Here is a 13,299-nt window from a genome sequence, read left to right as displayed (position 1 = left end):
TCCGCCCCGGTTCGGCAGCGCTGCGCGGCGGCGTCTATTGGCCGGCGGCGAAGACGCTCGGGAAAGAGCGGCCGCGGGTGTCGTAGACCCGGGCATAGACCACGCCGTCGCGCTCGATCTTCACGATCACCGGGGCCGGGACGGTGGCGCAATAGAACTCGCCCAGCATCAGGGCGAAGTCGGCGCCGAACGTGTCGTAGGTGGTCTCGTAGCGCGGCCCCAGTTCCGCCGCCGCGGCACGGTGCGGCCCGCAGACCGCCACCCGGAACTTCCGGCCCTGCGGCAGCGACCGGCGGTGCTCGTCGACATATTCGTCGAGTTCGGCCGCGGCCTGTTTGAAGGCGAGGCCCCAATAATCCAGCATGAACTTGTCGTCGGCGCCGCGCACGCCGCCGACGAAATGATTGTAATAGGTATATTGATAAGGGTGAAGCTGCGCGAGTTCCACCGCCGGCACGATCAGCCCGCCCGCGAACACTGCGGCCGCCGCGGCGCGCAGCGCCAGCGTCCGGCGTGCCAGAGCGCCCCAGATCCAGGCGCCGGCGAGCCCGCCGAGGACCGCCAGCGCAGGGGTGACGAAAACGAAGTGCCGGATGCCGTTATACATGACCGGCCGGGTCGCCACGGTCAGCAGGATCGGGAACAGCGCCGCCGCCGCGATCAGCATCAATTGGGCGCGGCGGGTCGGCGGTGCCTTGCCGGCGAGGGCGCCGACCAGCGCGCCGGCCGCCCCTGCCAGAGCGAGGCCGAGGAACAGTTCCGGCATCTGCACGGCGAACAGCGTCGGCACATAGGTGCGCGGCATGTCCGGAACCAGGATCGGCCGACCCTCATAGAGTTCGCGCCACGGCACCTCCCAGAAATGGGAGTAATAGGACAGCGCATGGATCGGGTTCAGCGGCTCGACCACGGCCCATGGCCACACCACGCCGAGCACCAGATAAGCGAGGGGGAGACCCAGCGCCATCAGCCCGAGGGCGCCGAGGAGGCGCAGGCCGGCGGCCTTGAATCCCAGGCCGCGCCATTCCAGGCCGAACAGGAGAAGCACGGCGAGGCCGGCATAAGCGAGCGCGATGAGGCCGAGCACCCGGCTGCCGACCGCGAGGCCGAGGCTGAGCCCGAACAGGGCGACGGTGCGCCAGGAGGGCGTCGGATATTCGTCGAGCGCCCGCACCATGGCATAGACCAGGGTGGCGACCGCGACCGCGAAGGGGGCATCCTTCGCATTCATGAAGATATGCCCGTAATAAAGCGGGCAGATCAGCAGCAGGCAGACCGCGACCAGGCCGCAGACCGGCCCGCCGATCCGCCGTCCGGTGCGCCATACGACCAGAAGCCCGACCATGCCGATGAAGGCGCCCAGGAGCCGGCGGCCGTCAAATGTATCGATCGGCAGCCATTTGGCGATCAAGGTCGCGGCGAGGTCGAAGCCGCCCCCGTAATAATACAGGTTGACGAAGGAAAAGACCCGCTGGAACACCAGCCCGGAGGCAAAATAGCGGTAGAGCAGGTCGCCATATTGCGAATGGGTGAAATCATCCCAGCCCAGGCCGTAATCGCCGAAGGTGAAGAGGGCGACGACGCCCGCGGCGGCAATCGCCAGCAGCGCACACCGATCCGCCAAAGCGGTCGGCAACTCGGCACGAAAGAAACGCATGGGTGGGTAAATCCAACTCGAACGCGCTGCATCGGCCCGCAAAACATGTCCCGCCGGCGACAGCGTGGCAGCAGCGTCGGTCACATATCCGTGAGCTTTTTCATCATCCGTTTAAGTGCGGTCTTTGCAAGAAAATTATGCGTTGCATTGCAGCGGACGGCGGTGCGGAATTTTATTGCTGCAACGTATCGGTGTGTGCCGCAGGATGCTTGTGCGAATCTGGTGTCAAGCCCAAAGAAAATGCCGGACGCTCGAATGCGCCCGGCACGGGTCAAATCTCGAAGGGAGGGAGCGCCGGCTCAGACGGCCTTGCCGTAAAGCTCGGCCACATAATCCCAGTTCACGAGGTGATCGACGAAAGCCTTCAGATAATCCGGCCGCCGGTTGCGGTAGTCGATATAATAGGAATGCTCCCACACATCGACACCCAGCAGCGGGGTGCCGCCATGGACCAGCGGATTCTCGCCGTTCGGGGTCTTGGTGACCGAGAGCTTGCCGTCCTTCAGCGTCAGCCAGGCCCAGCCCGAGCCGAACTGGCCGACTCCGGCCGCCACGAAGTCTTCCTTGAACTTTTCGACCGACCCGATGTCCTCGACGATCTTCTTTTCCAGCTCGCCGGGAATGGCGCCGCCGCCGTTCGGCTTCATCCAATGCCAGAAATGCAGGTGGTTATAGTGCTGGCCGGCATTGTTGAACAGGCCGGCATTCTTGCCGTAGGCGCCTTTCACGATCTCTTCGAGGGATTTTCCCTCGAATTCAGTTCCCTTTAGGAGATTGTTGCCATTATTGACATAAGCGAGATGATGCTTGTCGTGATGGTATTCCAGCGTCTCGCGCGACATATAGGGCGCGAGCGCGTCATAGGAGTAAGGCAGGTCGGGAAGCGTGAAGGACATGGGGCGTCTCCGCGTTCGGTCCGGGAGGAGTTCGGCAGCCGCATCTCGAAGCCGGCATGGGCTGCCAGAACTGCGACTTAGATAGGCTCGGCGCGGGGATCGGACAACACTTGGCGCGCCGATTTCTGCCATGGATTGCAATGAACCGGACCGGGGGAACGGTCCTGCGTGGAGTGAGGCGATGTGGCGGTTCCTGGTGGCTCTCGGTTTTCTGCTCGCGCTCGCGGGCCTCGTGGTCGCGGCGCTGGGGATCGCGATCTTCGTGTCCTCCTTCGGCAACACGCTCATCGCGACCGGAGCGGTGAGCCTGTCGGGCGGCATCGTCATCATCGCCGTCGCCATGGTGCTCAAGGAATTGAGGGAATTGTCCGAGCGGCTTGATGCCATCTTGGCGCCGGGCGCCACCTTTGCCCCGGCCCCGGCCCACGACGACACCGACCTCGAGCCGGCCCACGCCGCCTTCGAGCCGGAGGAGGCTTACGAGCCGGAACCCGAGCCCGAGCCGCTTCCGATCGTCGAGCGCCCCGCCGAGCCGCCGCGCCCGGCCCCGCCGCCCTTCCTGCGCACCCGTGGCTTCGGACGGCCCGAGACCACCGCCGCCCTCGACCCGGCCGTCGCCCCGCCGCTCCCCGATGCGCTGCGCCGCGGCCGCATTCTCGGGCGCCCGGGGGAGACGGACACCGGGCGGATGCGCCCGCCGATCGAGCCGCCGCTTCCCGCGCCGGCCGCCGAGCCCGAGGCGGCGCCCGAGCCGGTCCGGCCGCCCGCGCCCGAGCGGACGGTGCGCGGCTTCGCACCGCCTCCGCCGCCGCCCGCCGCCGCGCCTCCTGCTGCGCCGCCCGCCGCGCGCCGCCCCGATCCGGCGTCCGAGCCGAGCGTGCTGAAGTCCGGCATCGTCGGGGGCATGGCCTACACGCTCTATACCGACGGCTCGATCGAAGCCGAATTGCCGGACGGCACGCTGCGGTTCGGGTCGCTGCAGGAACTGCGCGACCACGTCGCGCGCACCTCTCAACGCTGAGCGCGCCTGTGGGCGGCGCGGCCGCCTGCGGACCACCGCCCACGCCACGGGGACTTCCGGGCGGGGGCAGGCGGCCGGATGCCGGCGGCTCCGGGCCGCAGCGGAGACGTCAGGCAGCGGGGACGTGATGTCGCGGAGGGAGGCAAGCGCCGGGGCGCCGATCGGGGGCCGTTTCCCGGTGCCGGGCCAGGCGCGGACCTGGATGGCCGCCGTGTCCGCCGGCGGCGGCAGCCGGCTCATCGTGGTCTTCTGTCTCGCCTGCGTGTTCGCGACCGGGGCCTTGGCGTGCCGCCGCTCCATCTTTCAGGATGAAGGCGCGATCATCCTCAATTTCGCGGCCGGCTATCTCGGCTTCTTCGCGCCTCTGCCCTATTACGACCAGGCCGCGCCGCCGCTCGCCATGGCGGTGCTTTCCGCCTTCTACAGCCTCGAGGGCGGCGATCTCTTCCTCACGCGGTTCTTCCTCCTTCTCCTGTGCTGGGTGTTCTTCGCCGGCGCGCTCGCGGTTGCGCTGCGGACACGGGATACCGGGCTCTGGTACGGCCTGCTCATCACCCTGGCGGTGCGGCCGATCCTTCTCTACGCCACCGAGATCAAGCAATACGCCTTCGAGTTCATCTTCACGATCGTCTTCCTGATGATGCATCTCGCGCGCAAGGGCGATTATTCCCTGCGCTATCTCGCGCTCTTCCTGGCGCTCGGCATCCTCTCGATCTTTTTCTCGTTTTCGAGCGTGTTCATCATCCTGGCGGTGATGTTCGACATCGTCGTCACGCGGGAGAGCCGGGGCGTCCGGCTTTATTGGGCCGCGGGCGCTGTCCTCTATTGCCTGGTCTGGGGCGCGGTCTATGTCGTCATGGTCAAGCCCATGATCGCGTTCCAATTCATCAATTACGGAAAGGAATATGCCGGCCTCACGCTGCTGAACGTGGTGCGCAATGGCGATCTGACCTCCCTGGTCATCATGCTGAAGGAGGTGCGCGGCATCGGCCCGCATCTGTTCATCGTGGTGGCCGCTCCGGTGCTGTTGATCGCCGGGCTGCGCGCGAAAACGCCCCGCGCGGCGCCCATCCTGCCGCGATGGGGGGAGGCACGCTCCGCCGATCACGCGGCCGCCCGGCTGCTCGTCTGGGTCTGCGGCGGCCTCGGCTTGCTGAACGTGCTCGGGATCTATCCCTTCTCCACGACGCGGCAGATGCTCTATGTCGCCCCGGTGATCGGCCTGTTCCTGGGCTGGCTGGTGGTGCGGATGCTGACCGCGTTTGGCCTTCGCCCGGCTATGCGGACCGCGCTTCTGGCGCTGATGATCGCCCCGGCGATGCTCTACAATCTCGGGGTCGCGGCCCGGACCTCCTATGTCAAGACGGACGTGTGGGATCTCTACCAATTCATCAAGCAGCACCAGTACCGGCACGTCGTCTCATGGGTGATCTTCGACCCGACCCTGCAGCTCTTCTACGGCACCGATCCCGACAAGACGTTCGAGGTGAAGGGGCTGCTCAACCGGAATTCGGCGCCCAATCTTTCGGTCGCGGAGTTGAAGCGGCGGCTGGCCGCGAACGATGACGACATTCCGAACCAGCTCTGGTCGGTGCTGAAGCGCGAGGAGGACTTCCGCGCTTATGTCGATTGGGTGGTGCGGCGGGTGACGCGGGACGACGTCACCTTGATCGCGACCGTCGAGATCTTCCCCTATCAGGAGCAGCAGCTCGATGCCGCCCTGAAGGCGGCCGGCTGCGACGGGCGGGTGGTGTTCGAAGAGAAGGCCGTGAAGGCCTTCGAGGTGCGCTGCGCCCACCCGTGAGGGGCGGGCGCATGCCGGTTCGGATCCGCCGGCGGCTCAGGCGATCCAGCCGCTGCCATAGGCTGACGTGAAGTCGAGCTGGACGACGAGGTCGTTATAGTCGCGGTCGCCGCCGCCATAGAGGTCTTCCCAGCCCCAGGTGTTGAGGCCGTAGCTCCACAGATGCGCGACGCTTTGGCCGTCGACCTGTTCGTTGGCCTGCGCGAAGGCATAGAAGGTGTCGGTGCCGTTCGACAGGATCATCGCGATCAGATCGCCGGAATCCACGTCGATCAGCTCCGCCTCGCCATATTGGCCGTAGCCCTTGCCGGCGATCCAGGTCGCGCCGCCGCTCTCCTGGTACGCCCGCGCCGTAGCGGCCGCGTCATAGCCGGCATCCCCGGGCGCGAGCCCGTCGACGGTGCCCGCGAAATCGTCGACCTCGTAGAACAGGACGGAGACGTCGTTCATGCCGTTCTGGCGCATCCGCATGATGGCGGTCTGATCGTCCGTGGCGAGCGCCGTTTCGGCGATCGCCACCGCCCGCGCCACCTGGATCGCGCTGTCGCCGTCCGCGTCGGTGAAGTCGACGAAGCCGAACGCCGAGGTCAGGTTGATCTGCGGCAGGCTGGTCGCGGCGCCCTGGATGTCGACCCCGATGCCCGCCCCGGCCTCCACCACGGTCTGGTACACCGTGCCCTGGCTGAAACGGTCGAACAGGGTGACGAGGTCGGCCGAGAAATCCTGCTGCAGGCTCTGCTGGGCGAGCTGGCTGGTCCAGGCATAGGAGCCGGAGGCGGTGCCGGAGAAGCTGATGTCGCTGCCGCCCAAAGAGAGCGACCACGCGTCGTCGGCGGCGAGGATCGGCTGGAACATCAGCGACTGGCGGGTGCCGCTGACGAGTTCGACCGCGGAGGCCGGATCGCTGGGATCGACCGGAAGCTGGACGATGACGTCCGGCGAGAGCGGATAAGACATCTGCGAATGGGCGATGGCGGTCAGCGTCCGGGCGAGCAGCAGGCCGTTGGGCGAGCCGAGCCCGGTCGTCAGATCATAGCCGGGCGTGGCCTCGTAGCCGTAGCCGGTGGGCGTGATCATCTCACCCTGGCTGTCATACGTGCCGCCCAGGCGGTACGACGACATATTGTTGCCCATCGTGATGTCGTTGAAAGCGCCCGGCGCGACGGCCGCGGCGAGATAGAGCAGGTCGGTCATATAGCCGAGCTGCGGCAGGCCCTGATCGGCGAAGATCGCGTTGAACTGGATCGCCAGCGACGCCCAGAGCGGGGTCGCCGCGCTGGTGCCCCAGTCGTAATAAATGTCCTTCATGTCGGGGGAGGGCACGACATAATAGGTGTTGCCGCCGGCATTGGCGGCGACGTCCGGCAGTCCGCGGCCCTGGCCGGGATAAGGGTTGGTGGTGGTGGTCGGGGTCAGGCCGAAATCGAGCTGGTAGGAGGGCGTCGGCTGGGTCGTGTCGACGCCGCCGGACGTGGTGTTGTTGCTGGTATAGCCGTCGGCGGTGAGGGTGGTGCCGTCGAGATAATACTGGTTCCAGACCACCTCGATGAATTGCTGGGTCGCGTTCGCATCCTTCGGCGACGAGGTCAGGCCGCCGGCCACGAGCCGCCAGAGCGTCGCGCGGTCGCCGCCCGCCGCCAATTGCAGGAACGGCGTCAGGGTATAATCCTGCGTCGCCTGGCTCACGGTCGAGACCGAGGTGCCGCCGACCAGCACGGAATAGGGGCTGGCATAATTGTAGGTGACGTTGGTGAGACCGTTGGATTGCTGGTTGCCGGACCCGCCGTCGCCGAGCGCGGTGAAGATCGTCTGATTGTTCAAGGCGGCGTCGACGAACAATTCGCTATAGGCGGAATAGAACAACGAACTCGGGTCGGGATTGTTGCCGTCTCCCCAGGAGGACGAAATGACCGCCGGATTCGTCCAGCCCACCGGCACGGTGTCCGGATCTTGCCAGATGGCGCTCTGATAGGCGGTGAAGACGCTCGACGTCGCGCCATATTGGTCGCCCGACCCGACATACATCGCAATGTCGCTGTTCGGGTTGATCGCGGTCACGACGCCGACGTCGAGCGAGCGCTCGAGGCCGCCATTGTCGGGATAGCTCTGCCCGACAGCGCCCTGAGTATAGACCAGCCCATCCCCCGACACGCCGACGCTCTTGCGGTATTCTTTGGTGTAATGGTCGAAACTGTCGGGGCCGGGAATGGCCGTTCCGATGCCGGGCTCGACGAGCCCGATCGCGCCGGTCGGGACCGCCTCGCCGTTCAGCGGGAAATTGTAGAAGTCGGCGGCGATATCCTGCGGGTTCAGGGAGGTCGCCGTGTTGGTCGCGGTCAGCGTGTTGCCGATGCTCTGCACGCCCTGCGGCAGGGCGACCGAGGCGTCGTGCGCCTGGTTCTCGCCCTCCGGGCTGTTCGAGGCATCGAACCAGAGCCCGCCCAATTCCCAGCCGAAATCATCGGGAAGGTTCAGGTTGCCTTCCCAGAAATAGAATTCCTGAGACGTGCAATAATAGAGCGTCGTTCCAAAGAATTGGGAAAAAGTGGTTCCATCCATCTGCACCCACAAGGTGCGGGATTCGGCGGAGCTGACATAGGTGTTGGAATAGGCGTCATAGGGAAAGGTCGGATAAATCTGATCTTCGGAATTATCGCCGCCGAAATAGGAGACGACGTCCGAATAGGTGGTCGAATCCGCGCCGTAAGTGTCCCAGACGCCGTCCGATCCGAGTTCGGCGAGCATCTGCTGGCGGGTTCCCCAATCGGCTTCGAGAAGCGCCGTGGGGTCGTTCGCGCGCGGCAGGATGATGGCGACATTGATGAGGTCGCTCGAATCCGCGGTTTCATAGTCCGAATCACCGAACCGATAGGCGTGCTGCACGGTGGCGGAGAGGTCGACGAGAGAATAGCCGGTGAATTGAAGATAGGAGGAATTCTGGATCTCAGTATACGCCATGGCCGCACCCTGACTCTGCGACGGAAAACCCGGGCGCGCGGGCGCACCCGAGCGGGAGGATAAACCTGCAACGGTGAAGCCGCAGCGACTTTTTCCGTCGCAGTCGCAGCGTCGCGTCTTTCACCCCGGTCGCACCCATCCGCCGGATCGAGAGGCCTGCCGCCGAGGGGCGCGGGGTCTCTTGGCGTCGGCGAGGGATTGGTGCATCCATCGCTCGCGCGGCGTCGATCCCAGCAGCTCGGGGGCGACGATTGAGGGAGACGTACCGCCATGACGCCTTGGATTCTCGCCGGCGCGGCCTTTCTGGCCATGGCTCTGGCCGGCGGCGGCGCCATGCTGATCGCGCGCCGCCTGCCGATCGACTGGCGCGGCGAGGGGTCGATTGAGAATCTGAAGACGAGCATCGCCATGGTCGCCACCATGTCGTCGCTGCTTCTCGGCCTCATGGTGAACTCGTCGCGCTACAATCTGAGCGAGGCCTATTCGGACGTTCAGAAATATGCCGCGGCGCTGCAGATCACCGATCTCGACCTCCTGTCCTATGGACCGGCCGCCTGTCCGCTGCGCCTGACCTTGCACACCTATACCCATGAACTCTTGGCGGAAAACTGGGACTCCGTCACGGCGTTCTCCGCGAACATGATCGCCGAAGACGCCCTCCAGACCTTGCTGCGCTTCGACGGGCAGATCCGCGCGCTCGAGACCGTGACGGCGGGGCAGGAGGCGCGGCGCAATTCCCTGCTCGCCGCCTCCCGCCAGCTTCTGGAATATCGGTGGAAGGTGACCGGCGTCGCCCGGACCGCAACGCCGGTGAATCTCATCGTCGTCGTGATCTGCTGGTTCGCGCTGATCTTCGCCTATTCCGGCCTGTTCGCGCCGGCCAATCCCCTGGTGATCGGCGGCCATATCCTGGCGATGGCGACCATCGCCGCCGCCATCTTCCTGGTCACTGAAATGGGCGAGCCCTTTGCCGGCGCGATCCAGGTATCGCCGGCGCCGATCCAGCGGCTCCTGCACCGCATGGAAGCGGTGCCCTGCCCGAGTGCCGCACGTCTGCTGGAAGGCGTCCGCCCCGGGTGAGGCGCGCGGCCGGGGTCAGTTCCCGGTCGATCCGGCGTCCGCCGACGCTCCCGCCATTGCGAGGGCGAAGACATAGATCAGCGCCACTTCCTCCAGCCGGTCGAAGCGGCCCGCGGCGCCGCCATGGCCCGCCTCCATATTGGTGCGCAGGAGGAGCGGACCCGGACCCTGGTCGATTTCGCGCAGCCGGGCGATCCAGCGCGCCGGCTCCCAATAGGTGACGCGCGGGTCGGTCAGGCCGGCGAGAGCGAAGATCGCGGGATAGGTCTGCGGCACCACATTGTCGACCGGGGAATAGGCCCGGATGAGGTGAAACGCCTCCGCGCTGTCGATCGGATTGCCCCATTCGGGCCATTCCGGTGGGGTGAGCGGCAAGGTCGCGTCCAGCATGGTGGCGAGCACGTCGACGAAGGGGACTTCCGCGACGATGCCGGCGAACAGGTCCGGCCGCAGATTGGCGACCGCCCCCATCAGCATGCCGCCGGCCGAGCCGCCATGGGCGACGATGCGGTCGGCGCGGGTGATCTTGCCGGCGATCAGGTGCTCGGCGGCGGCGATGAAGTCGCTGAACGTGTTGGTCTTCTTGTCGAGCTTGCCGTCGGCGTACCAGTGCCAGCCCTTTTCGGTCCCGCCGCGGACATGGGCCACCGCATAGACGAAGCCGCGGTCGACGAGGGAAAGACGATTGGCCGAAAACCCGGCGGGAATGGTGATGCCGTAAGCGCCGTAGCCGTAGAGCAGGCAGGGCGCGCTGCCGTCCAGCGGCGTGCCGGCTTTGTAGAGCAGCGTCACCGGTACGCGCGCGCCGTCCGGCGCGGGGGCGAAGATGCGCCGCGTCACATAGGCCGAAGGGTCGTGGCCGCTCGGGATTTCCTGGCGCTTCAGAAGATGCCGCCCGCGCCCGTGCATCTCGTAGGACCAGACCTCGGACGGCGTGGTCATCGAGGCATAGGTGAAGCGCAGATCGGCGGTGTCGAACAGGTAGCCGCCGTCTATGCCGAGCGCATAGGCCTCCTCGTCGAAGGCGATGGCGTGTTCGTCGCTGGAGAACACCGTGCGGATGACGATGCGCGGCAGCCCGTTCTCGCGTTCCAGCCGCACCAGGAAGGACCGGAACGCGATCTGGCTCAGGATCATGCGCCCGGCCTGGTGGGGCACCAGATCGCGCCAGAAGGCGCGCCCCGGATTGGCGCTCGGCGCGGTGACGATCTTGAAGTCCTCGGCGTCGCCCGCATTGGTCAGGATGACGAGACTGTCCTCGCCGCCGAGATCGGGATGATGCTCGACCTCGTAGCGCACGCCGGCCTCGCGCGGGGCGACGGTGCGCAGCGGAGCTGCGGGCGCGCGCAGGTCGATCAGATGGACCTCGGAGGTGGCATGGTCGCCGCACGCGATCAGGCCGTAGGCGCGCGACTGGGTCTCGGCCAGCGAGACGAAGAAGCCCTTGTCTGGCTCCTCATAGATCAGGACATCGTCGTGCGGATCGCTGCCGAGCGTGTGGCGGAACACCTTGGAGGGCCGATGCTCGGCATCGCGGCGGATATAAAACAGCACGGTGCCGTCTTGCGACCACAGAAGGTCGCCCGTCGCGCCCTCCAGGCGATCCGGCAGATCGGCGCCGGTCTCGAGGTCGCGGACGGTGAGGGTATAGAGTTCTGAGCCCTGCAGGTCCGCGGCGAAGGCGAGCCGACGATGGTCGGGGGCGTGGCGCACCGCCCCGAGATGGAAATAGCCCTTGCCCTGCGCCTCGGCGTCGCCGTCGAGCAGGATCTCCTCTTCGCCCGCCGGCAGCGCGACGCGGCAATAGAGAGGATGCTGGCCGCCCTGGCGGTGGCGCGAATAATAAGCGAACGCCCCGTCGGGCGCGGGGACGCCGGCATCGTCTTCCTTGATGCGGCCGCGCATCTCGGCGAGCAGCGTGTCCTTCAACGCCGCGCGCGGCGCGAAGAAGGCGTCCGCATAGGCGTTCTCCGCCTCCAGATAGGCCCGGATCTCGCCATCCAGAACGGCGGGATCGCGCATCACGTCGCGCCAATTCTCCGCCTTCAGCCAGGCATAGTCGTCGTCCAGCCGGACGCCGTGAATGTCGCGGTGCGTGGGACGGCGGGGCGCGCGGGGCGTCTCAGGCGGCATTGCCGGCCTCGCCCTCGGGCGCCGCGTCGAGCGTGAGCTTGAGTGCCGTCCCGTTCATGCAGAAGCGCAGCCCGGTCGGCGGCGGGCCGTCCGGAAAGACATGGCCGAGATGGCTGTCGCAGCGGGCGCAGCGCACTTCGACCCGGCGCATCCCCAGAGTCCGGTCCTCGTGGCTCGCCAAGGCGTCGGGCGAGATCGGGGCGAAGAAGCTCGGCCAGCCGGTCCCGCTGTCGAACTTGGTCTCGGAGCGGAACAAGGGCGCGTCGCAGGCGACGCAATGATAGAGGCCGGCGCGCTTGTCGTCCCAATAGGGGCCGGTGAAGGCGCGTTCGGTGCCGTGCTGCCGCGCCACCCGGAATTGCTCGGGCGTCAGGCACGACATCCATTCGGCTTCGCTCTTGACGACCTTGTCCCGGCTGGGGCGGTCGCCGCCGACATGGGCATCTCGGGCGTTCGCGTCTTCGGCCATCGGGGCATCCTCTCGTCTGCACGCACCACCTGTCGCAGACGAACGTCGCGGCGTCAAAAGGGATCCCGCTTCGGGGTCCGGCCCGCAGCCTGCCGCCGGTCTTGCGGATTTCGGCCGGTTCTTGCGGGATGACGCCTTATGTTGCGCAATCCTGGGATGGACTTTCACGATCTAGTGCATGTGTCGCTTTCTCGCGGAACCCCAAAGAGCTGTGAAGAATAAGAACGCATAGCCGCAAAATGAACTTGATTTTGACGAGCCGACAACCTAACTAACTGGAGTGGCGTGGTTGTCGAATCGCTCCGCCGTCCCGGGAGGGCTGGGGATACAGCGTTCGCCAATGCAAGTCGGCTGCATTCCTGCGGTCAATGCGAGTTTCGTTTCAAACCTGAAGAAAGTCCCATGAGCGAAGCAGCGGAATCGACCTCCTATATCGAGCTGGCGGCGGACATCGTCTCTGCCTATGTCAGCAACAATTCCGTCGCGGCGGCCGATCTGCCGAGCCTCATCAATGAAGTGCATGCTGCCCTGCAGCGCGTCTCCAAGGGTGAAGCCGAACCCGCGCCGGAGCCGTTGAAGCCGGCGGTGCCGGTCAAGAAGTCGGTCACGCCCGACTTCATCATCTGTCTCGACGACGGCAAGAAGTTCAAGTCGCTCAAGCGCCATCTGCGCACGCAATACAATATGAGCCCGGAACAGTATCGCGAGAAGTGGGGCTTGCCGCCGGATTATCCCATGGTGGCGCCGAACTATGCTGCGGCGCGGTCCGAGCTCGCCAAGCAGATGGGGCTCGGCCAGCAGCGCCGCCGGCGTCGCTGACTCCTCGAAATGCTTGGAGCCTGATCCGATCAGGGTGAATCGCCCCGATCGGTGACTCAGTCTCTGCTCATTCGTTAGAGACCGTGTTTTCCGATCAGCCTGCGATGCAAGCCGATCGGCGCGCGCTCTAGGTTCGACGGCGCCCGCGGGGCGCCGTGTCGGGCGCCCGCTCTCCGGCGGGCGCCTTTTCTTTTGCCAGGCGCAGCAGCGCGGCATGGCGCGCCGGGTCGTAATCCGCTGTCCAACCGCGGGCCGCCCGCCGCATCCTCCGCAGCGCGGCGCCGAGGCCGCCGGGTTGCGCGGCAGCGAGGACGCGAAGGGCCGGCAGCCGGCGGGCAATCTCGCGCTCCCGGTCGCTGCACCGCATCGCCCGGATGCGACGCCTCTCCACCGTGGGCGCCGATTCGCTCACGGATGCGCGCTTCGATATGGCCTTCGATGGGGTCCTGGTCTTCATGGCAA

General features: G+C 66.3%; 9 protein-coding genes. 4 read left to right on the top strand and 5 right to left on the bottom strand.

The genetic code is table 11. The features are described 5' to 3' along the window. Positions 1 to 34: 34 nt before the first annotated feature. Positions 35 to 1,657 (bottom strand): ArnT family glycosyltransferase, encoded by a 1,623-nt coding sequence (locus EDC64_RS16910; RefSeq protein ID WP_245504754.1) that lies wholly within the window; start codon positions 1,655 to 1,657, stop codon positions 35 to 37. Positions 1,658 to 1,956: 299 nt separating this feature from the next. Then, positions 1,957 to 2,553, bottom strand: coding sequence for a superoxide dismutase (locus EDC64_RS16905; protein ID WP_132033504.1), 597 nt, complete (start codon positions 2,551 to 2,553; stop codon positions 1,957 to 1,959). Positions 2,554 to 2,734: 181 nt separating this feature from the next. On the opposite strand from EDC64_RS16905, the gene EDC64_RS16900 reads away from it, so the two are divergent. Both EDC64_RS16900 and EDC64_RS16895 read left to right on the top strand, forming a co-directional pair. After that, complete coding sequence (locus EDC64_RS16900; protein WP_132033502.1) at positions 2,735 to 3,574, top strand: hypothetical protein; 840 nt, start codon at positions 2,735 to 2,737, stop codon at positions 3,572 to 3,574. Between the two features lie 202 nt (positions 3,575 to 3,776). After that, positions 3,777 to 5,378 (top strand): hypothetical protein, encoded by a 1,602-nt coding sequence (locus EDC64_RS16895; RefSeq protein WP_132033500.1) that lies wholly within the window; start codon positions 3,777 to 3,779, stop codon positions 5,376 to 5,378. Positions 5,379 to 5,414: 36 nt separating this feature from the next. Here the strand turns inward: EDC64_RS16895 and EDC64_RS16890 are convergent, their stop codons facing one another. Next, positions 5,415 to 8,336 (bottom strand): DUF4114 domain-containing protein, encoded by a 2,922-nt coding sequence (locus EDC64_RS16890; protein WP_132033498.1) that lies wholly within the window; start codon positions 8,334 to 8,336, stop codon positions 5,415 to 5,417. Positions 8,337 to 8,606: 270 nt separating this feature from the next. Between EDC64_RS16890 and EDC64_RS16885 the strand changes: the two genes are divergently transcribed. Beyond that, complete coding sequence (locus tag EDC64_RS16885; protein ID WP_132033496.1) at positions 8,607 to 9,416, top strand: bestrophin-like domain; 810 nt, start codon at positions 8,607 to 8,609, stop codon at positions 9,414 to 9,416. Positions 9,417 to 9,431: 15 nt separating this feature from the next. Here EDC64_RS16885 and EDC64_RS16880 read toward each other — a convergent pair whose 3' ends face one another. Together EDC64_RS16880 and msrB are read right to left on the bottom strand one after the other, a co-directional pair. After that, entirely contained in the window at positions 9,432 to 11,549 is a 2,118-nt protein-coding gene (locus EDC64_RS16880; protein WP_132033494.1) for a S9 family peptidase, read from the bottom strand. Then, positions 11,539 to 12,018 carry a peptide-methionine (R)-S-oxide reductase MsrB gene (gene msrB, locus EDC64_RS16875; protein ID WP_132033492.1) on the bottom strand — a complete coding sequence of 160 codons (480 nt, stop codon included), beginning with the start codon at positions 12,016 to 12,018 and terminating at the stop codon, positions 11,539 to 11,541. The genes EDC64_RS16880 and msrB overlap by 11 nt, the downstream gene beginning before the upstream one ends. 402 nt (positions 12,019 to 12,420) lie before the next feature. Here msrB and EDC64_RS16870 point away from each other — a divergent pair, with 402 nt between their 5' ends. After that, positions 12,421 to 12,837, top strand: coding sequence for a Ros/MucR family transcriptional regulator (locus tag EDC64_RS16870; protein ID WP_132033490.1), 417 nt, complete (start codon positions 12,421 to 12,423; stop codon positions 12,835 to 12,837). The last annotated feature ends 462 nt before the right edge of the window (positions 12,838 to 13,299 follow it).

It is taken from the genome of Aquabacter spiritensis (assembly GCF_004346185.1).
GTDB classification, from domain to species: Bacteria; Pseudomonadota; Alphaproteobacteria; order Rhizobiales; family Xanthobacteraceae; genus Aquabacter; species Aquabacter spiritensis.
This window is presented reverse-complemented; position numbering and strand designations above follow the sequence as displayed.

Excerpts from the sequence above, each read along its gene's own strand:
- EDC64_RS16895 (WP_132033500.1), top strand. The coding sequence starts at position 3,777 with ATGGCCGCCGTGTCCGCCGGCGGCGGCAGCCGGCTCATCGTGGTCTTC.
- msrB (WP_132033492.1), bottom strand. The coding sequence starts at position 12,018 with ATGGCCGAAGACGCGAACGCCCGAGATGCCCATGTCGGCGGCGACCGC.
- EDC64_RS16885 (WP_132033496.1), top strand. The coding sequence starts at position 8,607 with ATGACGCCTTGGATTCTCGCCGGCGCGGCCTTTCTGGCCATGGCTCTG.
- EDC64_RS16890 (WP_132033498.1), bottom strand. The coding sequence starts at position 8,336 with ATGGCGTATACTGAGATCCAGAATTCCTCCTATCTTCAATTCACCGGC.
- EDC64_RS16870 (WP_132033490.1), top strand. The coding sequence starts at position 12,421 with ATGAGCGAAGCAGCGGAATCGACCTCCTATATCGAGCTGGCGGCGGAC.
- EDC64_RS16880 (WP_132033494.1), bottom strand. The coding sequence starts at position 11,549 with ATGCCGCCTGAGACGCCCCGCGCGCCCCGCCGTCCCACGCACCGCGAC.
- EDC64_RS16910 (WP_245504754.1), bottom strand. The coding sequence starts at position 1,657 with ATGCGTTTCTTTCGTGCCGAGTTGCCGACCGCTTTGGCGGATCGGTGT.
- EDC64_RS16900 (WP_132033502.1), top strand. The coding sequence starts at position 2,735 with ATGTGGCGGTTCCTGGTGGCTCTCGGTTTTCTGCTCGCGCTCGCGGGC.
- EDC64_RS16905 (WP_132033504.1), bottom strand. The coding sequence starts at position 2,553 with ATGTCCTTCACGCTTCCCGACCTGCCTTACTCCTATGACGCGCTCGCG.